The sequence below is a fragment of the Xanthomonas hortorum pv. cynarae genome, assembly GCF_002939985.1.
GTDB lineage: Bacteria > Pseudomonadota > Gammaproteobacteria > Xanthomonadales > Xanthomonadaceae > Xanthomonas > Xanthomonas hortorum_D.
This window is the reverse complement of the sequence record NZ_MDFM01000013.1, coordinates 1-21,151: the sequence shown is the minus strand read 5'-3', so window position 1 is coordinate 21,151 and position 21,151 is coordinate 1. Positions and strand designations below refer to the sequence as shown.

Sequence of the window (21,151 nt, the reverse complement as noted above, 5' to 3'; positions counted from 1 at the left end):
TGCGAATCCTTCGCAGAGCCAGCGCCGTTGGTGCTGGTTTTCCAGCACACAGGACGAACGCCATGAATGCCGCGCCCACCGTTTTGCAGCAACAAGCCCAATCGCTGTCCGAGGCTGTGACCCAGCCGATTCCCGGGTCCCGCAAGATCTTCGTGCAGGGCTCGCGCGCCGACCTGCAGGTACCGATGCGCGAGATCGCATTGACCCGCACACCGACGCTGTTCGGTGGCGAAGACAACGCGCCGCTCAGCGTCTACGACACTTCCGGCCCGTACACCGATCCCCACGCCGCGATCAATCTTGCCGCCGGCCTGGCGCCGCTACGCGCGCGCTGGATCGCCGAGCGCGGCGATACCGTGGCGCTGGATGACCTGAGTTCCAGCTTCGGGCGCGGCCGTGAGCACGATGCGCGCCTGGATGCAGTGCGCTTTCCTGCGCGGCACTTGCCGCGGGTGGCGCGCGAAGGCGCCAACGTCACCCAGATGCATTACGCGCGGCGCGGCATCATCACCCCGGAGATGGAGTTCGTGGCGATTCGCGAAAACCAGCGTCTGGAAGCGGTGACCGACGCGATGCTGCGCAAGCAGCATCCGGGCGAATCCTTCGGTGCGGCGATCCAGCAACGCATCACACCGGAATTCGTGCGCGACGAAATCGCACGTGGTCGCGCGATCCTGCCCAACAACATCAATCACCCGGAAAGCGAGCCGATGATCATCGGTCGCAATTTCCTGACCAAGATCAACGCCAACATCGGCAACAGCGCGGTGTCTTCAGGCATTGCCGAAGAAGTGGAGAAACTGGTGTGGTCGATCCGCTGGGGCGGCGACACGGTGATGGACCTGTCCACCGGCAAGCACATCCATGAAACGCGCGAGTGGATCATCCGCAACTCGCCGGTGCCGATCGGCACGGTGCCGATCTATCAGGCGCTGGAAAAAGTCGACGGGCGCGCCGAAGAACTCACCTGGGAGATCTTTCGCGACACCTTGATCGAGCAGGCCGAACAAGGCGTGGATTACTTCACCATCCACGCCGGTGTGCTGTTGCGCTACGTGCCGCTGACGGCCAAGCGTGTCACCGGTATCGTCTCGCGCGGCGGGTCGATCCTGGCCAAGTGGTGCCTGGCCCATCACAAGGAAAACTTTCTTTACACCCACTTCGAAGACATCTGCCAGATCATGAAGGCCTATGACGTGGCGTTTTCGCTGGGCGATGGCTTACGCCCGGGCTGCATTGCCGATGCCAACGATGCAGCGCAGTTCGGCGAGCTGGAAACGCTGGGCGAGCTGACCAAACTGGCGTGGAAGCACGACGTGCAGACCATGATCGAAGGGCCTGGGCATGTGCCGATGCAGCTGATCAAGGAGAACATGGACAAGCAGCTGCGCGAATGCGGCGAAGCGCCGTTCTACACCCTGGGGCCGCTGACCACCGACATCGCGCCCGGCTACGACCACATCACCAGTGCGATCGGCGCGGCGATGATCGGCTGGTTCGGCACCGCGATGCTCTGCTATGTCACGCCCAAGGAGCATCTGGGCCTGCCCAACCGCCAGGACGTGCGCGACGGCATCATGGCGTACAAGATCGCCGCGCATGCGGCCGACCTGGCCAAGGGCCATCCCGGCGCGCAGGTGCGCGACAACGCCTTGAGCAAGGCGCGGTTCGAATTCCGTTGGGACGACCAGTTCCATCTTGGCCTGGATCCCGAAAAGGCCAAGGAGTTCCATGACGAAACCCTGCCCAAGGATGCGCACAAGCTGGCGCACTTCTGTTCGATGTGCGGCCCGCACTTCTGTTCGATGAAGATCACCCAGGACGTGCGCGATTACGCGGCCGAGCATGGCATGGGCGAAGCGCATGCCTTGTCTGCTGGCATGGAAGAGAAGTCGGTGCAGTTTCTCGCGCAGGGCGCGCAGGTGTATCGCGCTTTGTGACACCTGTGTGCAGTGAGTTTCGGCGGCGTAATCTGAAGGCTGCTTAAGAAAAATTCAGCTTCGCATCAAACAGAACGCGTCGCGGTGCGCAAGTGCCGTGGCGCGGGCTGGCTGCAAGCGGTTACAGGGCATCAACATTTCAGGGCATTTACCTGAATCGCAGATAAAAAAATCGCGCCAGAGGCGCGAAGGGGAACGTCGTAATTATTTGAATTCGTCGGCGAGAGAGAGAGAGCCTGACGTCGCCACCTGTCGTAGGAAGCAACGAGGCATAGCGTAAAATTTGCACCAATTGGATGCATGACACAGTTGGTCGTGGTCCTTTGCTGAATTTGGCGTTTCGCGCAATGTGCGTGATGCGTTCTTTGTCGTCCTTGCATGCCGATGCGTTCTGTTGTCGATGAGTATTTCTCCCGCTAATGCAATGCCATCGGGCCGGCTGCGTGTCGGTCAGTGCGTGGTCGATATCGCCTCGCGCGAAGTGCACGCTCCTGGTGCGAAAAGGCCGCCACGGCTGGCGCCGAAATCCTTGGCGGTGTTGCTGACCCTGGCCCGGCAGCCAGGGCAGGTGGTGACGCGCGAGCAGTTGCTCGCCGAGGTCTGGCCCAACACCTTGCCGAGCAACGATGTGGTGACCCAGGCAGTCACCCAATTGCGCAAGGCACTCGCCAGTCACGGGGGGCAGCGCTCCGAGCATATCGAGACCATCGCCAAGACCGGCTATCGCCTGATGGCGCCGGTGGTGTGGGAAGCGCCGGCCGATGTTTCAAGGCATGCGGTTGCAAGCGCGCTTGCTGCAGTGCCGTCGAGTGGTCTACAGACCGATGTCGATGCGTCCCCTGCGGTCAATGAAATGGCCTCGTCGCAGCAACCTGAGGCTATCAGCGAGCGCTACGCAGCACCGTCGGCCATAACGCCAGATGCATCGCGCAAACGCCGCCGGATAGCGTTGGTGATCGCCGCGGTGGCCGTGTTGGTGCTGCTTGGACTGGTTGCGCACACGCTGTGGCTGCGAGCGCCAGTGGAGGGCGCCACGGCGGCGTCTGCCGTGCTGGGCAGCCCAAAGCGCCCGTACCAGATCATCACAGCAGGTGGCGGTTTCGATCTCACACCAAGCTTGTCGCCGGATGGGGCGATGGTGGCCTACGCCTCGCTGACCAGCGACCGCGCCGGCACCTCGATCCTGGTCAAGACCACCAATAACGCCTATCCGCGGGTGCTGGACACGCCGGCGGCGGGCATCTCCGATCGACTGCCGGCCTGGTCGCCGGATGGTCGCGAAATCGCCTTCTCGCGGCAGGCGCCGGATGGCAGCTGTCGCATCATGATCGCCGCCGCAAACGGCCCGGCTGCCGCACGTGAAGTGGTGCGTTGCGATGGTGCGGACATGCTGAGTTTCAGCTGGTCACCAGATGGCCGCGGCTTGTTGTTCGGCAGCATGACCGGCGCGCACGGCGCACCGCGCATTCGCCGCCTGGATCTGGAAACCGGGCAGTGGCAGCCACTGGTCTACAGCGCGCAGCCGCAGGATTTCGATTACGCACCGCGTTATTCGCCGGACGGGCACTGGATCGTGTTCCTGCGTAATCCACAACTGGGCGATCTATGGCGCATCCCTGCAACCGGCGGCACCGCCGAGCGCCTCACTCACGACAACGCCGATATCCGCGGCTGGAGCTGGTTGCCGGATGGCAGCGGAGTGATTTTCGGGCGCCGTGTGGACAGCGAGGCGCGCTTGTATCGACTCGACCTGCGCGACCGCAGCCTGCACGACCTGGGCGTGGACGATGCCCAGGCGCCGGACGTGGCACATAACCATCTGGTGTTCGTGCAACGCAAACCGCAGTTTGGCGTCTACCAGGTCATTCGCGATCCAATGAATGGCGGTTACATCCGACGCCGCCTGTTCCCCTCCAGCGGTCGCGACGATCAGCCGATGATCGCGCCGGACGGGCGCCAGCTGATCTTCGCCTCCAATCGTTCCGGGGCGTATGGGCTGTGGTGGGGCGATGTCGGCAAGCCCGGTTCGGTACGTTTGATCGAAGGGCTGCGGCCGGATTCGCGTCAGGCCGCCGATTGGTCGGCCGATTCGCAGCACGTGCTGGTCAGCGGTAGCGATGCGGATGGGCATGCAGCCCTGTTCGAGGTCACCCCGAGCAGCGGCAAGGTGGTGCGTCTGCCGGTGCCGCAACCGCGGCCGTTGCAGGCGATTCACCTTCCCGATCCCAATCAATTGCTGGTGCTCGCTGCGGCAGAAGACGGGCACACCTTCGCCACCCTGTACGACAGACGCAGCAGTCCGTGGCGTGCGATCGCATCGCTGCAGGATGTCTCGCAGCTGCGCCTGGACCGTATCACCGGGCAGGTGCTGCTGACGCGCCTGACCGGTGGCGGCTTATGGCAGATCGCGCCCACCTTGGCAGCCCAGACCTTGCAGTCGATCGATCCCCGACAGCCATCGCGCTGGCGTTACCGCAGTTGGGCACCGGGAGCGCACGGCCAACTGCATTACCTGTCGTCCAACGACAGCTGTGCCACGCATGACAGCGACTTGCGCAGCGGGCACGGGCAGTGTCTGGATGTGAACAAGTTCACCACCATCAACGGCTTCAGCGTGGACCAGCGCAGTGGCGCGATGTACGTGACGTTGGCAGAAGAAGACGGCAGCGCGATTGCCTTCATGCCATTGCCGCAACGTACGGCAGTGACCACCGGTTTCATCTCCAACATGTTGTTATTACTCAGGAAATTGGCTTCGTAAGTTTTTCGGAAAGGCTTCGTGTCAATTTCGGCACACCTTCGTCATAACTTCCTGACTCGCGCCAGATTCGGCAAAACACTACGCCTTCTTTCGTACAGGGGGCTGCCACCATGCAACAGGTCATCACCGCAGATCGCGGGCTCGCACTTTCACTGGATGGTGCGAGCGAGTCGACATCCACGACCTGTCTGGCGGTCTCGCGTCTGGGCAGCATCCGCACCATGGCCACCACCTTTACGTTGTGGGTGCAGTTGCGTGGCCGCGCATGGGTGGAATCCAAGGAAGGGCGCTTCCGTCTGCGTGCCGGCGACTGGATCGCCTTCGACAAGGACTCCCATCACACGGTACAAGCGGACCGCAACGCACTCTGTGTCGGTGTCAGCCTGGATAGTGAAAGCCTGCAATCGTTGTCCGAGTTGACCGATGCGACCTTGTATCCAGGTCGCAGCCAGCTCTCGCGTAGCGATCTGCGCATTGCATTGCGTCTATGGCGCAATGCGGCTGCACAAAACGGCAGTGCACCGGCGCGTCCGTTGCTGCTGCACTTGGCGGCGATGCAGCGCGATTTCATCGAACAGGAGCAGCGCTGCCCGGGTCGCTCGCGTAGCCGTCGCCGTCAGGTGTTTGGCCGCATGCAGCGCGCACGCATGTATCTGGAAGGCAACAGCGACCGCGTGGTGCGCATTGCCGAGCTGGCGCAGCTGACCAACTTCTCCAGCTGGTATGTCTCCAAGACGTTTCAGAGCCTGTACGAAGAGAGTCCGCAGGCCTTGTCGGCACGTCTGCGCCTGGAGCGTGCATCCGATTTGTTGCGCGATACCTCGATGATGATCGGCGAGGTTGCGGCGGCAAGCGGCTTTGACAATTGCTGCAGCTTTGCGCGTGCCTTTCGTGCGCGCTTCGGTGTCTCCGCATCGCGTTATCGCGACCAAACGACAAATCCGCCAGATTCGGCAAAGCCACGGAACGTGACGCGCAAAGCGACGATGTTCACGCAATCGTAATTTGCACGGGGGCGCTTAACGCGCCACTAACGAACCCTGGAGAGATTGATGAACCTTCGCACCTCCGCAGTGCGGCTGGGCCTGTTGCCCGCCGGTATTGCGATCGCGTTGACGCCGGCTTTTGCCGCCAATGCACAAGAGCAGTCCGCCCCGTCGACCACGACACTGGACCGCATTGAAATCACCGGCTCGCGCATCCGCTCGGTCGACGTTGAAACCGCACAGCCGGTGTTCACCGTCACCCAGCAGGACATTCAGAAGTCGGGTCTGGTCAGCGTTGGTGACATCCTCCAGAACCTGTCGATTGCCGGTACGCAGACCTATAGCAAGGCTGCCGTGCTGACCTCCGATCCGGAACAGGGCGGCCAGTACGTCAACCTCTATAACCTGGGTGAGAACCGTACCCTGGTGTTGGTGAACGGCAAGCGTTGGGCCAGCAGCCTGGCTGGTTTGAGCGACATGTCGACCATTCCCAGTTCGCTGATCGAGCGCATCGAAGTCCTCAAGGACGGCGCCTCGGCGATTTATGGTTCCGATGCGGTGGCCGGTGTGGTCAACATCATCCTGCGCCAGAACTACGATGGCGCTGAAGCGTCGGCGTACTTCGGTCAGAACGGTCGTGGCGACGGTTCCAAGGAGCAGTACTCCTTCACCGCCGGCACCACCACCGATCGCTCCTCGCTGGTGTTCGGTGTCAACTACACCAGCGAAGATCCGGTGTGGGCCAAGGATCGCGCGCTGACCCGTTACTCGGCCGGCCCGAACCACATCGAAGACAGCCTGAGCGCGACCGGCCCATGGGGTCGTTTCACCTCCGGCGGAGAGAGCTACATTCTCAACCACACCGGCTCGTTCGACGGACAGGGCGTGGGTGCAGATTCGCGCAACCTTGCCAACTACCACAACGACATCACCACCGACGATTACTACAATTCCGTCGACCAGATGATGTTGCAGCAATCCAGCAAGAACAAGTCGATCTTCACGACCGGCAGCTACAACATCACCGACAGCATTACCTTCAAGTCGACGGCGATGTATTCCGAGCGCGACTCGAACCGTCAGATCGCCGGTTACCCGCTAAACGCTCGTTCGCAGCCGCAGTTCCCGGTGGCGATCAGCGGTGGCAGCTACTACAACCCGGTCGGCCAGGACATCACCAGCTGGTTCCGCCGCACCGTCGAGTTGCCGCGCACCACGGAAAGCAACGTCAAGTCCACCCACTTCGATGCCGCGCTGGAAGGCGTATTCGACGTCGGCAGCCATGGCTGGAACTGGGACGTGGGCTTCAACTACAACAAGTACGACGTGACCCAGGTCTCGCGCGGCAACATCAATCTGTTGGCGTTGCAGAAGGCGGTCGGTCCGTCATTCCTCAATGCACAGGGCCAGGTGCAGTGCGGTACCGCGGCTAGCCCGCTGCCGCTAGGTACCAGCAATGCGCTGGGCCAGTGCACCCCGTTCAACATCCTGGGCGGTCCGTCGGCTTCCACAGCGGATGTGCTGCAGTACATAAATGCACTGGGCCAGTCCACGCAGCAGAGCCTGAGCAAGCAGTGGACCGCCAACGTCACCGGTGGCCTGTTCGATCTGCCGGCCGGTGAGCTGGGCTTCGCTGCAGGCGTCGAACACCGCGAAATCAGCGGTTACGACTATCCGGATCAGCTGTCCAGCGCCGGTTACACCACCGATCTGGCCGCACAGGCAACTGAAGGTCGCTATCAGACCAATGAAGCCTATCTGGAGCTGTTGATCCCGGTGCTGAAGGATCTTCCGGGCGCCAAGGAACTGTCGTTCGACGTGGCGGCGCGTTACAGCAATTACAGCCGCTTCGGCGATACCACCAACAGCAAGTTCAGCTTCACCTGGAAGCCGATCGACGACCTGATGGTGCGCGGTACCTACGGCACCGGTTTCCGTGCTCCCACCTTGGACGACACTTTCGGTGGCGGTTCGCAGAGCTTTGATGACTTCACTGATCCCTGCGATGCAACCTTCGGTTCGCTGGGTAATGCCGGCGTGGCCGCGCGCTGCGCAAGTGAAGGTCTGGCAAGCAACTTCCGTCAGACTGACACTGCTAACAACCCGGTGACCCAGCGTGACGTTCAGGGCAACGCACCGTTCAATGCGGGTGTTGGTAATGCCGAGCTTGAGCCGGAATACAGCATCACCCGGACCGTGGGCATGGTGTACAGCCCGCATTGGGTGCAGGGCCTGGACTTCTCGCTGGATTGGTACCGCATTTCGATCTCCAACATCATCACGTCGCTGACGGCCAATGATGTGTTGAACAACTGCTACCTCAACAGCCTGGCCAGCTACTGCGCCGACTACGGTCGCGACGCGGTCACCGGTCAGGTCACCACGCTGAGCCGTGGCAACGTCAACCTGGGCCGCCTGGAAACCGAAGGCTATAACTTCGGCGTGCGTTATCGCCTGCCGGAAATGGGTATCGGCAAGTTCGCCGTCAACCTCGACACCAACTACCTGGCGACCTACAAGTCGCAGGCAGAAGCCGGTGCGGAGTGGGAAAACAGCGCCGGTTACTGGAACTTCCCGCGCGTGCGTGCAACGCTGGGTGTGGATTGGTCGCGTGATTCGCTGTCGGCCAGCTGGGACCTGCGTTACTACGGTGGGTTCCGCGACTACTGCTGGGACGCGCAGGCCGGCATCGAGTGCAACAACCCGAACTACCAGACCCCGAATCCGGGCTGGGGCGGTGGCACCGGTTCCAACAAGAAGGGCTCGATCTCCTACCAGGACGTCTCGGTCACCTGGCAGGCTCCGTGGGATGGCAGCGTGACCGTCGGTGCCCGCAACATCTGGAACAAGCAGCCGCCGGTGACCTACTCGATCACCAACAGCAGCACTGCGGCCATCGATCCGATGCTGGATTACGACCGCTTCCTGTTCGTGCAGTACAACCAGCGCTTCTGATCATCGAAGCGTCGTAAGGTGAAAAAAAGACGGGCCGAAAGGCCCGTTTTTTTTTGTCTATCGTTTGTCGATTGCGTTGTCTTGACTGCAGGTAGCGTGAAGCCTGCGATGCAGGCAACTACGTGAGTCACGGAGTGCGTATGGATGTGCTTCGATGCGCGAGTAATGCGCGGCGAGCGACAGTTATATTCGCTGTGCTTTGTAGCCAGTTATTCAAGAAAATGGCCTGGAAAAACAGCTGGAAACAGCCAAAGAAAAAGGGCACGACCGTGTCGCGCCCTTCTTGTTATATCGGCTTGCTACATCAGCAGTAGCGCCTTGGTTTTAAGCCTCGGCGAGCCCCAACAACGTCTCGGCCTGCTCGCGCCACTTCGGCAGGCGCGTGATCACGCCCACCTTGGACAGATACTCTTCGTCCACGGCCTCGCCGCTGGCCAGTGCCGTGGCGACATGCACCGCGCCGGTCACCCAGAAGCTGCGCAGACTGGAGCGCTGCGGGTGGCGATGGAAGGCCACCGCTTCGATGATCGGCATCGGTAGGCCCCACAGACCGAGCAGGTACGCGCCCGCTTCTGTGTGGCCCAGGCGCTCGTCGCCGCCTTCGGCCGGCGGTTCGCGCTCGTCGCGCACGCCGGGCAGCAACAGGCCGATATCGGCCAGCAGTGCGGCGGTGGAGCCGAGTTCTGCACTGGTCGGTGGCAACACTTTTGCAGCCAGACGCGAAGAGAGCAGGGCGCGGCGTTGCATCGCATTGCGCTCGGCCGGGGTCAGGGTCTGCACCGAAAATACTTCGCTGGCCAGCACCAGATCGCGCAGCGTCGCCACGCCCAGACGGGTCACCGCCGTGCGCAGATCGGTGATGCTGCGGCCACCGGAGAAAAATGCCGAATTGCACAATTGCAGCACTTTTGCCGCAATCGCCGGGTCGCCGGCGATCAGCTTGGCGATGTCGGCCGCGTCGGCGCCTTCGTCTTCTTCCAGCGCGTGCATCAGGCTCAAATACAGATGCGGCGGCGACGGCAGCTTCTCGATCCGCCCGATCGCGGCGCGCAAGCGCGGATTGGTGAGCAGATCGCGCAGCTCTTCCAGGCTGGTGACCGCCTCAAGCAGGACTTCCGGCGCCAGCGGCATCGGCAGGAAGCGATGTGCCACCCCGATGATGCGGGCCGGCGGGGTGCGCTGACCATCCTGCGCATCGATCAACGCGATACGAATGGTGTCCGGGCGCAACGTACGGATTTGCCCCAACAACGTGGCGGCAGTGAGATCGGGCAGCATCGGTGCAACGATGACGGCATCGAACGGCGATAACGCGGCAGCTTCGATCGCCGAATTTCCGTCGGCCACTTGCTGCGCCTGCCACTGATCGCCCAGATCAGAGACATAGTCGCTCAGGTCGGACGGAAGACTGGCTTCGTCCCCAACAAACAGAATACGCAAGACACTTCCCCAAGAGTCACCGGCGACAGACACCGGTCATACGCTGTCGGCAATGTACCCAATCTGCCGACTGCGGTCACCGGGATCACGCGAAAAGCGTGATCCCGATCGCCCTGCATCTGCAGGACTGCATCGCGCTGGATCGATCAGGCTGCGTCGGAATTATAGCGTTCCACCGACTCCACCAGGATGCGCTTGGCCTCGGCCGCGCCGCCCCAGCCATCCAGCTTGACCCACTTGCCCTTCTCCAAGTCCTTGTAATGCTCGAAGAAGTGGCCAATGCGCTCCATCCAGTGGCTGGACACCTGATTGATGTCCTCGATGTGCGCATAGCCGGAGAAGATCTTCTCGATCGGCACGGCCAGGATTTTTTCGTCGCTACCGGCTTCGTCGCTCATGCGCAGCACGCCCACCGGACGGCAACGCACCACCGAGCCAGGCACCAGCGGCAGCGGCAGCACCACCAGCACATCGGCCGGGTCGCCATCGCCACACAAGGTGTTGGGCACGTAGCCGTAGTTGCAGGGATAACGCATCGGGGTCGACAGGATGCGGTCGACGAAGATCGCGCCGCTGGCCTTGTCCACTTCGTACTTGACCGGCTCGGAATCCTTGGGGATCTCGATGACGACGTTGATTTCGTCCGGCAGATTTTTGCCGGCAGTGACCAGTTCCAGTCCCATGCGCGTAGCTCCGAGGCTTCAGCAGTGTGTGGAGCGCGATTCTACGCGTTCGGCTGTTGCGGTGCAGCGACACTGAATGGGCAATTCGCCGACCCCGGCACGCGGCATAGTCCGCATTCATCATGAGCAGCTCCCCGATCGTTGCGGCCAAAGGCGCGGCGCACGCTGCAGGCTCATCCACTGCAAGGGAATTGCCATGTCCAAGCTCGCACGTGTGCTCGTTGTCCTGCTGCTGTCTGTGTTCGCCCAGGTTGCCGCCGCGGCAACACCGCCGCCGACCTTCGTCGACGCGGTGGACTGGCCCGCCAATGGCGAAGGCTGGGAGGCGTTCGTCGATCTGGAGCAGCGGCTGGAACGCGATTTCGACAATATTTGCGGCGACACCTTTTGCGGTGGCGAATTCAGCGACTACCAGCCGCTACGCTTCCGCTGCTCGGTGCATCGGGTAACCGGCGTGGTGCGCAGCTGCATCTGGACCTTCGGCGCCAGCGAGATCAGCGTCGATCCCCGCAGCGGGTACCTGCGCTCCGATAGCAGGGTCTGGCGTTGCACGGCGCCGTTGAAGGCCGGGACCGGTCTGGACGAGATGTATCGCACCTTGGCGGTGACCAACCCGCTGTTCGAGCCGCTGCCGAACGGCGCGCCGCCGATCTATGACGGCCTGATCGGCTGCCTCTGAGCATGAGATAGATGGAGCTGCGCATCTCGCGCAGCTCCATCTGCCGCCGGCCCGGCCACATGCCAATGGCAGCGGAGCGTGCTGCGATGACCGCTTCAGCCTCGCTCTACTCCGTCATCCGTCGTCACCGGCCAAGACGCCGTCGGCCTGCGTGCTTGACGCCGGGTTGCACACGTTCAGAAGGCATGGAACGCATCAAAGTAGGGGCACCAGCAGCAAGGCCACGATGTTGATGATCTTGATCAACGGATTGATCGCCGGCCCTGCGGTGTCCTTGTAGGGGTCTCCCACTGTGTCGCCGGTGATCGCGGCCTTGTGGGCTTCGCTGCCCTTGCCGCCAAAGTGGCCGTCTTCGATGTACTTCTTGGCGTTGTCCCAGGCACCGCCGCCGGTGGTCATCGAGATTGCCAGGAACAGGCCAGTGACGATCGTGCCGATCAACAGCCCGCCCAGCGCACGTGGCCCGAGCAGCAGGCCGATCACGATCGGCACCACGACCGGCAACAGCGAAGGCACGATCATTTCGCGGATCGCCGAGCGGGTCAGCATGTCGACTGCGCGGTCGTATTGGGGTTTGGCAGTGCCGGCCATGATTCCCGGGATCTCGCGGAACTGGCGGCGGACTTCCTCGACAACTGCGCCTGCCGCGCGTCCCACCGCTTCCATCGCCATCGCCGCGAACAGGTAAGGGATCAACCCGCCGATCAACAAGCCGATGATCACCGTGTGGTCGGATAGATCGAAGGCGAAGACTTCGCCGGGATTGGCCGCCTGCAGGTTGTGGGTGTAGTCGGCAAACAGCACCAAGGCAGCCAGCGCTGCCGAGCCGATCGCATAGCCTTTGGTCACCGCTTTGGTGGTGTTGCCCACCGCATCCAGCGGGTCGGTGATGTGGCGCACTTCCGGTGGCAGCTCGGCCATTTCGGCGATGCCGCCAGCGTTGTCGGTGATCGGCCCATACGCATCCAGCGCTACGATCATGCCGGCCATCGACAACATCGCCGTCGCTGCGGTCGCAATGCCGTACAGCCCGCCGAAATAAAACGCACCCCAGATCGCCGCACACACCGCAATCACCGGCAGCGCAGTGGATTTCATCGAGATGCCAAGCCCGGCGATGATGTTGGTGCCATGGCCGGTGGTGCTCGCCGCCGCCACGTGCTGCACAGGCTTGTATTGGGTGCCGGTGTAGTACTCGGTGATCCAGACGATCAGGCCGGTGAGCACCAGGCCGATCAATGCGCACACATACAACGACGTCGCGCCATGGATGTTCTCGCGCATCAGCGTCTGGGTGATTGGCCAGTAGGCGAGTGCGGCCAGCACGCCTGAGACGATCACGCCTTTATAGAGCGCGCCCATAATCGAGCCGCCGGCTTTGACCTTGACGAAGCCCGCACCCACGATCGAGGCGGTGATCGACACGCCACCGAGTACCAGCGGATACAGCACCGCATGCGGCCCGGTTTCGGCGAGCGTCAGACTGCCCAGCAACATCGTGGCGATCACGGTGACGGCATAGGTTTCGAACAGATCCGCTGCCATGCCGGCGCAGTCGCCGACGTTGTCGCCAACGTTGTCTGCGATGACCGCCGGATTGCGCGGGTCGTCCTCGGGAATGCCGGCTTCGACCTTGCCGACCAGATCTGCGCCCACGTCCGCACCTTTGGTGAAGATGCCGCCACCCAGGCGCGCGAAGATCGAGATCAGCGAAGACCCGAATGCCAGCCCCACCAGTGCGTGGAGGTTTTGCTCCAACGGCAGGCCCATCGCCTGCAGCACCGCGTAATAACCGGCCACGCCGAGCAATCCCAAACCCACCACCAGCATGCCGGTGATGGCGCCGCCGCGGAAGGCCACATCCATCGCCTTGCCGATGCCATGCCGCGCGGCCTCGGCGGTGCGCACATTGGCGCGCACCGACACGCTCATGCCGATATAGCCCGCCAGCCCCGACAGCACCGCGCCGATCGCAAAACCCACCGCGGTGTACCAGCTCAGAAACAGCCCGACCAACACGAACAGCACGCCGCCAGCGATCGAGATGGTGAGGTACTGTCGATTGAGGTAAGCGCGCGCCCCTTCCTGGATCGCGGCAGCGATCTCCCGCATGCGTGCGTTACCACTCGGCTGCGCGATCACCCAGCGTGCCGACACAATGCCATAGACGATTGCCAGGACAGCACAACCCAGTGCAAGCAGTAATCCGTAATGTTCCAGCATGACCCCTCCCAAGAGAATGGATGTCGTCCGGTCGGGACGAACCAAGGGCGATGCACGCAGCGAGTGGACTGGCGAATACGGACTCGACGGCCACAATGACCGTAACGCGCGTCGCGATGTTCATGTGGCCGGATCGCGGCCGAGTATGCGCCGCACCCTGTGAGGCTGCCACCACCACGGCTTTGGCACGTTGTTCAGTCGCGGCGTGACAGCCTGCGGCCCAACGTGATCGACCCGATCCAGGAGTGCGTATGTCGAACTATGCCGCGTCGAAGTCTGCCGTGACGATTGCAGCCTTGTTGTTCACCAGCTACGCGCTTGCTGCTGAGCCAACGCCGGAGTTGAAACAGCGTGCAGTGGGAACCGCACAAGCGGTCGGTGCCGTGCACACCTTGCGCCAGATCCCCGAAGCCTGCGCTCGCCTAGAAGGCGTGTTCACCGGCAACGCCGCGCAGCCATACACCTTCTCGGTCGTGCGTAGCAGCCCGACTTGCCAGCCACGCGCACGCTTCGTGGATTTCGCCAAGGCCACGCCCAGCGTCGCATCGGGTTGGATCTATAACGATGTGATCCGCGTCCCAAGTGCCGCCTGCCCGGCGCAGCAGGCCGTGGTGCGCATCTGGCGTAAGCCTGTGGAGGCCAAACCGCAGCTCGATGGACAGGGCCAGTCGCGCATCTATCTGGAAGACGCCAAGCAGCAGGCCGCTGCAGGAAAGATTGCGCAGGTGCCGATGTTTGCCGCGCAGATGACGGTGGAAGGCAAGGCGTGCCAGTGACAGGTTCGGCGTGACGAGGGCGCGTTGCTGTTTGATCCTAGTACGTGATGTAAACCAATATCTACCAGCATCTGCCCCAGAAAAAACACCCCGGCTAGCCGGGGTGTCTTGGGATGACCGCGATGTGTTCTGGATCAGTTGCCGCGGCAATCGCGCAGCCAGAGCACTTGCAGAATCTGATCATAGTGGTCCACGACACCAGTGAGCGTCACCTTTTCCGAGGGGCGCAAGGCCAGCGCGTAAGCGGACTGGTTGGCGGCGAATGCACAAGTGATGCCGACCGTCTCAAACCTATCGTCGCCTTCCAGCACATCGAAGGTGATGTTGTAGGTGCCGCCGCTCTTCAAAACGCCGCTCTTGGCGATTTTACCGGTGATACGGTAGACCTTGTCCGCGTAGCGCGGCTCGATGGCGGCCGGGTTCTCCTTGTGCTGACTACGCAGCTGGAAACCAAACTTGTAGGCAGTGATCTCCACCGGCGCGGTGTCGAGTGTCTTCTTTGCAAACTGTTCGCCTGCTGCACCGGGCTTGACCTGGTTTAGCAGTTTGCACATCTCGGTACGGGCGTTGTCATTATATGCGATAGCCCCCTTGCTGACCTTGAGGAGCAGATTGACCGTGCCGACGCCATCGACTGCGCTTGCCGAGACGATCATCGGGAGTGGCCTGGTCCCAAAGGTCTGCGGCTGTTCAATCAACATCGAGCCGGCGTCTGCATCCTCGCTTAGCACATCCATCTTTGCCTGCTTGGCGATCACACGCATTTGGCCGATGGCGCTGCGCACGGTCAGGCCGGGCTGGCTAACCGAGACAGAAAACTGGGTGCCAACGAAGGGGTTGCCCTTCTTTTGGAAGCTCTCTTCGCAGGTTGCAGCAAAGACGGGGGCCGAGGCTGCGAGCAGCAGGGCGGCGCAGATATAACGAGATTTCATGGGTAACATCCTTGATCGGAGATGGGCAGCTGCAAAGGCTGTCGTCCGCTGGAGGCGGACGTTAGAGGCGCAGATGCCGTTCCCCAGCATCATTGCGCGGCGGATTATGTCAGCGGCCCCCCTGCTCGGCAATCGGGAGGCTTCCTATATCGACTGGCTCGGCCGACAACCCCCTCCTGGCGGCGGTTGCTTGCTTTATACAGCACCGTGGTTCAGAGATTTTTGCGGACAGCAGGCACCAGCTTGCATGGGCGTCCTGGCACAGATGCGCTACCGAGGCGCCCAGACTGGGTAGCTCACCGCTCCCACACCGGCAATTTCTTCGCCACCGCCACATTCTTCAACGTCACATACTTCGGCAGGCCATCGCTGCCGTAAGCCAATGGCGCTTCGCCCTTGATCAGCGGGGAGAAATAGCGGCGGGCGCGGTCGGTGATGCCGAAGCCGTCCTTGCGCAGGAAGCTGGGTGGCATCTTCTTTTCGTGGTTGGCCACCTTGTGCAGCGGGGCGGGCACGATCTTCCAGCGGTACGGTGCGTCGCTGACGCGTTCGATCACCGGGATCACCGCGTTCATGCCCTTGAGCGCGTATTGCACCGCGGCCTTGCCGACGGCCTGAGCCTGCTCCCAGTCGGTTTTGGAGGCCAAGTGACGTGCGGAGCGTTGCAGGTAATCGGGCAGGGTCCAGTGCACCTTGTAGCCGAGCTCCTGTTTGACTTGCCCTGCGAGATACGAGGCCACGCCGCCGAGTTGCGCGTGGCCGAACGAGTCGGTGGCCCCGCCGGCATCGGCGACGAATTTGCCATGTGCGTCCTGGATTCCTTCGCTGGCGACCACCACGCACCAGCCAACCTTCTTTACCACTTGCTTGACCTTGGCCAGGAACACCGCCTGGTCATAGGCGCGTTCGGGCAGCAGGATGATCTGCGGTGCATCGTCCGGACCTTGACCGGCCAGACCTGCCGCGGCGGCGAGCCAACCGGCGTGGCGGCCCATCGCTTCGTAGATGAAGACCTTGGTCGAGGTGTCGGCCATCGCGGCGACATCCAGGGCGGCCTCGCGCACCGAGACCGCGGTGTATTTGGCCGCCGAGCCGAAGCCGGGGCAGGTGTCGGTTACTGCGAGGTCGTTGTCGATGGTCTTGGGCACGCCGATGCAGTGCAGCGGGTAGCCGTAGGCCTTGGCCAGCTGCGAGACCTTCCACGCGGTATCGGCCGAGTCGTTGCCGCCGTTGTAGAGGAACCAGCGCACGTCGTGCGCACGCAGCACGTCGAGCAGGCGCTCGTACTTGGCGCTGTCTTCTTCCAGCGACTTGAGCTTGTAGCGGCACGAGCCGAATGCGCCGCCGGGGGTCTGCGCCAGTGCGGCGATCGCGGCGGCGGATTCTTTCGAGGTGTCGATCAGCTCCTCGCGCAATGCGCCCAGGATGCCGTTGCGTGCGGCCAGCACCTTAATCTTGCGCGCGCGCGCCTCGGTGATCACACCGGCGGCGGTGGCGTTGATGACGGCGGTAACGCCGCCGGATTGGGCATACAACAAGTTGCCAGTGGTCATAGGGGACGGGCTCCTCAATGGGGGCATGGCGCAGGGGACAGTGCCGGGACATTCCCCGGATGCGGTAAGCTGCACGACCATACGGTCAGCGCTGGCGAAGACCTGAGTCTAACGCCGCCAACCGCAACGCGTTTTTATTCGAAAGTGGAGTCCACTGATGCGATTGGTTCTGTTGGGACCGCCCGGTTCGGGCAAGGGCACCCAGGCGACACGGCTCAAAGACACCTTTGAGATCCCGCATATTTCCACCGGCGATCTGCTGCGCGCCGAAGTGGCCGCTGGTTCACCGCTGGGCCTGAAGGCCAAGGAAGTGATGGCACGCGGCGATCTGGTGTCCGACGAAATTCTGCTCGGCATGCTGGAGGCGCGGCTCGGCCAGGCCGATGTCGCCAAGGGGTTCATCCTCGACGGCTATCCGCGCAATGTGGCGCAGGCCAATGCGCTGGACGAATTGCTCGGCAAGATCGGTCAGCCGTTGGATGCAGTGGTGCAGTTGGATGTCGCCAGCGAGTTGCTGGTCGAGCGCATCGCCGGTCGTGCCAAGGCCGAGGGCCGCGAAGACGACAATCCCGAGTCGGTACGCAAGCGCCTGCAGGTCTATACCGATTCCACCGCACCGGTGATCGGCTTCTACGAGCAGCGCGGCAAGCTGGCGCGCGTCGATGGCGTGGGTTCGCTGGACGAAGTGCTCGAGCGCATCAGCAAGGCGCTGGGCCGCTGAGTCGGCTGGGGCCGGGCGCGACGCCTGGCCCACGCACCTGGTTCACAAGGCCGCGCGCCATCAGGCTGCGCGGCTTTTTCGCATGTGCGATACCGCAAAAAGAAAAACCCCGGTCGTACAAGACGGCCGGGGCGGAATAACGCCAGTAAAGGGCTTGCTCAGAGCCCCGACAGCATGAGCCCCCTGGGGATTTTGGCCACTTGGGGAGTAGGACCAAAAGGGTGCTGCGACTGGCGTTCAGCATAGTGAGATATGTGACGAAGTTCGCATATCGGGAAATTCCCGACAGTACGGTAGGAGTTTCCTGACAGCGCCGTTGGCGATGGATCGGAATGTCCCGCAACTCCGGCGATCGGCGACAATGTGCGGCATGACCAAACTCCACATCCTCGGCATCGCCGGGACCTTCATGGGCGGTGTCGCCGCCCTTGCGCGCGAGCTGGGCTGGCAGGTAGAGGGCAGCGATCAGGCCATCTATCCGCCGATGTCCACGCAGCTGGAAACGCTCGGCATCGCGCTGGCGCAGGGCTACGCGCCGTCCAATATTTCGGCCGATACCACCGATGTGGTCATTGGCAATGCCTTGTCGCGCGGCAACCCGGCCGTGGAAGCGGTGCTGGACGCGGGGCGTCGCTACACCTCCGGTGCGCAGTGGCTGGCCGAGCAGGTGCTGCCGGGTCGCGACACGCTGGCGGTCGCCGGTACCCATGGCAAGACCACGACCACCACCATTTTGAGCTGCCTGCTTGAGGCGGCCGGGCGTGCGCCGGGCTTTTTGATCGGCGGGGTGGCCGAAGACTTCGGCGTGTCGGCGCGGTTGGGGCAGGGGCGCGAATTCGTGGTGGAAGCCGACGAGTACGACACTGCGTTCTTCGACAAGCGCAGCAAGTTCGTGCACTACCGGCCGCTGGTGGCGATCCTCAACAACCTGGAATACGACCATGCGGACATCTTTCCCGACGTGGCGGCGATCCAGCGCCAGTTTCATCATCTGGTACGCACGGTACCGGCGCGCGGGCGGCTGATCGTCAACGGCGAAGATGCGCGCCTGGCCGAGGTGCTGGCGATGGGCTGCTGGACGCCGGTGGAGCGCTTCGGTTTCGATGCGGCGTTGGAGTGGAGCGCACGCTTGATCGCTGCCGATGGCAGCGTGTTTGCAGTGCTGCATCGCGGTGTGGAGATCGGCCAGGTGCACTGGCCGCTGGTCGGGCGGCATAACGTGCTCAACGGGTTGGCGGCGCTGGCCGCCGTGCATGCAGTGGGCGTGGATCCGGCGAGTGTGATGCCGGCGCTGGCGCGCTTCCAAAGCGTCAAACGGCGACTGGAAGTGCTGGGGCAGGCGCGCGACATCACCGTGTACGACGATTTTGCGCATCACCCCACCGCGATTGCGACCACGCTGCAGGGCTTGCGTGCGAAGGTCGGGGCGGCACGTGTGCTGGTGGCGATGGAGCCGCGCAGCAATTCGATGCGGCTGGGCGCGCATGCGCAGGCGTTGGCGCCGTCGTTACAAGATGCCGATGCGGTGGTGTTCCTGCATCGGCCCGAATTGGCCTGGGATGCGGCGCCGATCGTTGCACAGGTGCGCGGTGATGCACATGTGGCGCACGACGTGGATGCATTGCTGCACACGCTGGGCGAGATTGCGCAGCCGGGCGACCATGTGGTGTTTATGTCCAACGGCGGCTTCGACGGCGCGCCGCGTCGCTTTCTGGCGCAGCTGTCCTGATGAACGAGATGACTGCCACCGCCGACAGCAGCGCATTGCCGCTGTTTCCGCTGCACAACGTGCTGTTGCCGGGCGCTGCGATGGGTTTGCGCGTGTTCGAGCGCCGCTATCTGGATCTGGTGCGCGAGTGCGGCCGCACCGGCACCAGTTTCGGGGTGTGTCTGATTCTGGATGGCGCAGAAGTCGGCGTACCGGCGACACCGGCGGCGTTCGGCACCGAAGTGCGTATCGAGGATTTCGACGTTGGTGCCGACGGTGTGCTGGTACTGCGTTTGCGCGGGACGCGGCGCTTCCATGTGCAGCGTTCGCGCATCCGCGACAACGGGCTTGTCGTGGGCGAGGTAAGTTGGTGCGAGCCCGACAGCGATGACGAGTTGCGCCCCGAGCACAGCCTGCTGGCCACCGTGCTCGAGCGCATGCTCGAACAGGTGGGTGGCGAATTCGCATCGGCCGGACCTGGCCTGCTGGATCAAGCGGCCTGGGTGGGTTGGCGGTTGGCCGAGCTGCTGCCGCTGACCGAACAACAACGCCTGTCGTTGTTGCAGCAGGACGACCCGCATCGGCGCCTGGATCAGTTGCTGGCGTTGATGCCGTAACGCGGTGATGCTGTGGCGTGGGTGACCCATCACCGCGCTTGCACCGCTGCAGCGGCACACTCGCCACGCTTGAGTGCGCTGACGATGGCATCCATGCCCCGGATGCGCGCAACGGCGTCACTCGTTATCGATCCATGGAGTGTGCCTTGATCATCGATGTCAAACCGCGTGTATCCGATGTGTTCGACCAGGTCTGGCGGACCCTGGCGGTGCTGTTCGTCTGGGACGTGTTGATCACGATCATCTACTACGTGCTGCCGTTCCGCGCGCCTGCGTTGCCGTTGACCATCTTCGGTTCGGCATTGGCGTTGTTCCTGGGGTTTCGCGCCAATTCCACCTATCAACGCTGGTGGGAGGGCCGCGTGCTGTGGGGCCAGATGATCAATGCATCGCGCAATCTGGTACGTCTGAGCATCAGCGTGTTGTCTGCGCCGGAAGCCGCAACGCTGGGGCGCACGATCGCGTTGCGCCAGGTCGCGTACGTGCATGTGCTGCGCTGCCAGTTGCGCCGGCTGCCAGTGGATGCGGTGCTGGAATCACGGCTGGATGCCGATGAGGTGGCTTCGGTGATCAAGCGCACCAACGTCGCCAATGGCCTGCTCGATAACACCGGGCGCAGCGTGGAGCAGGCGCGTCGCGATGGCTGGATCGACAGCATCCAGCAGGCCAGTGTCGAGCGCATTCTGGTGGATATCGCCAACGCACAAGGCGGTATGGAGCGGCTGAAAAATACGCCGCTGCCGTATCAATATCGCTTCTATCCGAACCTGTTTACGCGGCTGTTCTGCGTGTTGCTGCCGATCGGCCTGGTGGAGACACTGCAATACGCCACACCGGTGGGTTCGACCGTTGCGGGCTTGATGTTTTTGGCAGTGCTCAAGATCGGCGACGAGTTGGTCGATCCGTTCGCCAACACCATCCACGATCTGCCGCTGGACAGCATGTGCCGCACGGTCGAAATCGATGCATTGCAGGCGATTGGCGAGCAGGCGCCGGAGCCGATGCAGCCGGTGGATGGTGTGTTGTGGTGAGTGCATCGCGCCTTTGACCAATGCGGCTTGTGCACATCCATGGCGCTGAAGCACAAGCTCTCAGAACCTGTTCAAAGTCTGCCCGAAATATCCGATCATATGGAGATGAGAGCACGCTATCCCAGTGACATCAGCCGTGAGCAGTT

15 protein-coding genes are annotated in these 21,151 nt (G+C 62.7%); 10 read left to right on the top strand and 5 right to left on the bottom strand.

The annotated features are described in order from the left end of the window. The first annotated feature begins 62 nt into the window (after positions 1–62). The 4 genes from thiC to XcyCFBP4188_RS10705 all read left to right on the top strand — a co-directional run bounded on the left by thiC (position 63) and on the right by XcyCFBP4188_RS10705 (position 8,642). A complete protein-coding gene (gene thiC, locus XcyCFBP4188_RS10720; protein ID WP_006449838.1) occupies positions 63–1,940 on the top strand; it encodes a phosphomethylpyrimidine synthase ThiC in 1,878 nt (625 codons plus the stop codon). Positions 1,941–2,364: 424 nt separating this feature from the next. Then, positions 2,365–4,701: a winged helix-turn-helix transcriptional regulator gene (locus tag XcyCFBP4188_RS10715; protein WP_095575183.1), complete on the top strand. Its 2,337-nt coding sequence runs from the start codon at positions 2,365–2,367 to the stop codon at positions 4,699–4,701. A gap of 110 nt (positions 4,702–4,811) precedes the next feature. Beyond that, positions 4,812–5,705 carry an AraC family transcriptional regulator gene (locus tag XcyCFBP4188_RS10710; protein ID WP_006449840.1) on the top strand — a complete coding sequence of 298 codons (894 nt, stop codon included), beginning with the start codon at positions 4,812–4,814 and terminating at the stop codon, positions 5,703–5,705. Positions 5,706–5,753: 48 nt separating this feature from the next. Further along, entirely contained in the window at positions 5,754–8,642 is a 2,889-nt protein-coding gene (locus XcyCFBP4188_RS10705; protein ID WP_006449841.1) for a TonB-dependent receptor plug domain-containing protein, read from the top strand. 324 nt (positions 8,643–8,966) lie between these two features. On the opposite strand, the gene XcyCFBP4188_RS10700 is transcribed toward XcyCFBP4188_RS10705, so the two are convergent. Then, a complete protein-coding gene (locus XcyCFBP4188_RS10700) occupies positions 8,967–10,115 on the bottom strand; it encodes an HDOD domain-containing protein (protein WP_074058211.1) in 1,149 nt (382 codons plus the stop codon). Between the two features lie 113 nt (positions 10,116–10,228). After that, on the bottom strand, positions 10,229–10,765 hold the full coding sequence (gene ppa, locus XcyCFBP4188_RS10695) for an inorganic diphosphatase (protein WP_006449843.1): 537 nt from the start codon (positions 10,763–10,765) through the stop codon (positions 10,229–10,231). Positions 10,766–10,961: 196 nt separating this feature from the next. Between ppa and XcyCFBP4188_RS10690 the strand changes: the two genes are divergently transcribed. Next, positions 10,962–11,444 (top strand): hypothetical protein, encoded by a 483-nt coding sequence (locus tag XcyCFBP4188_RS10690; protein ID WP_006449844.1) that lies wholly within the window; start codon positions 10,962–10,964, stop codon positions 11,442–11,444. 195 nt (positions 11,445–11,639) lie between these two features. Here the strand turns inward: XcyCFBP4188_RS10690 and XcyCFBP4188_RS10685 are convergent, their stop codons facing one another. Beyond that, a complete protein-coding gene (locus tag XcyCFBP4188_RS10685; protein WP_104592083.1) occupies positions 11,640–13,667 on the bottom strand; it encodes a sodium-translocating pyrophosphatase in 2,028 nt (675 codons plus the stop codon). A 251-nt stretch (positions 13,668–13,918) separates the two neighbouring features. Between XcyCFBP4188_RS10685 and XcyCFBP4188_RS10680 the strand changes: the two genes are divergently transcribed. Next, positions 13,919–14,443, top strand: coding sequence for a hypothetical protein (locus XcyCFBP4188_RS10680; RefSeq protein ID WP_104592082.1), 525 nt, complete (start codon positions 13,919–13,921; stop codon positions 14,441–14,443). Positions 14,444–14,577: 134 nt separating this feature from the next. On the opposite strand, the gene XcyCFBP4188_RS10675 is transcribed toward XcyCFBP4188_RS10680, so the two are convergent. After that, on the bottom strand, positions 14,578–15,375 hold the full coding sequence (locus XcyCFBP4188_RS10675; RefSeq protein ID WP_074058207.1) for an OB-fold protein: 798 nt from the start codon (positions 15,373–15,375) through the stop codon (positions 14,578–14,580). A gap of 296 nt (positions 15,376–15,671) precedes the next feature. Continuing rightward, positions 15,672–16,928, bottom strand: a complete 1,257-nt coding sequence (locus XcyCFBP4188_RS10670; RefSeq protein ID WP_104592081.1) for a 6-phosphofructokinase — start codon at positions 16,926–16,928, stop codon at positions 15,672–15,674. A gap of 157 nt (positions 16,929–17,085) precedes the next feature. On the opposite strand from XcyCFBP4188_RS10670, the gene XcyCFBP4188_RS10665 reads away from it, so the two are divergent. The 4 genes from XcyCFBP4188_RS10665 to XcyCFBP4188_RS10650 all read left to right on the top strand — a co-directional run bounded on the left by XcyCFBP4188_RS10665 (position 17,086) and on the right by XcyCFBP4188_RS10650 (position 21,005). After that, on the top strand, positions 17,086–17,649 hold the full coding sequence (locus tag XcyCFBP4188_RS10665; RefSeq protein WP_006451255.1) for an adenylate kinase: 564 nt from the start codon (positions 17,086–17,088) through the stop codon (positions 17,647–17,649). Between the two features lie 361 nt (positions 17,650–18,010). Next, entirely contained in the window at positions 18,011–19,378 is a 1,368-nt protein-coding gene (gene mpl, locus XcyCFBP4188_RS10660) for a UDP-N-acetylmuramate:L-alanyl-gamma-D-glutamyl-meso-diaminopimelate ligase (protein WP_172839278.1), read from the top strand. Then, positions 19,378–19,974, top strand: coding sequence for an LON peptidase substrate-binding domain-containing protein (locus XcyCFBP4188_RS10655; protein ID WP_006451257.1), 597 nt, complete (start codon positions 19,378–19,380; stop codon positions 19,972–19,974). The genes mpl and XcyCFBP4188_RS10655 overlap by 1 nt, the downstream gene beginning before the upstream one ends. A 146-nt stretch (positions 19,975–20,120) precedes the next feature. After that, positions 20,121–21,005: a bestrophin family protein gene (locus XcyCFBP4188_RS10650; protein WP_043909392.1), complete on the top strand. Its 885-nt coding sequence runs from the start codon at positions 20,121–20,123 to the stop codon at positions 21,003–21,005. The last annotated feature ends 146 nt before the right edge of the window (positions 21,006–21,151 follow it).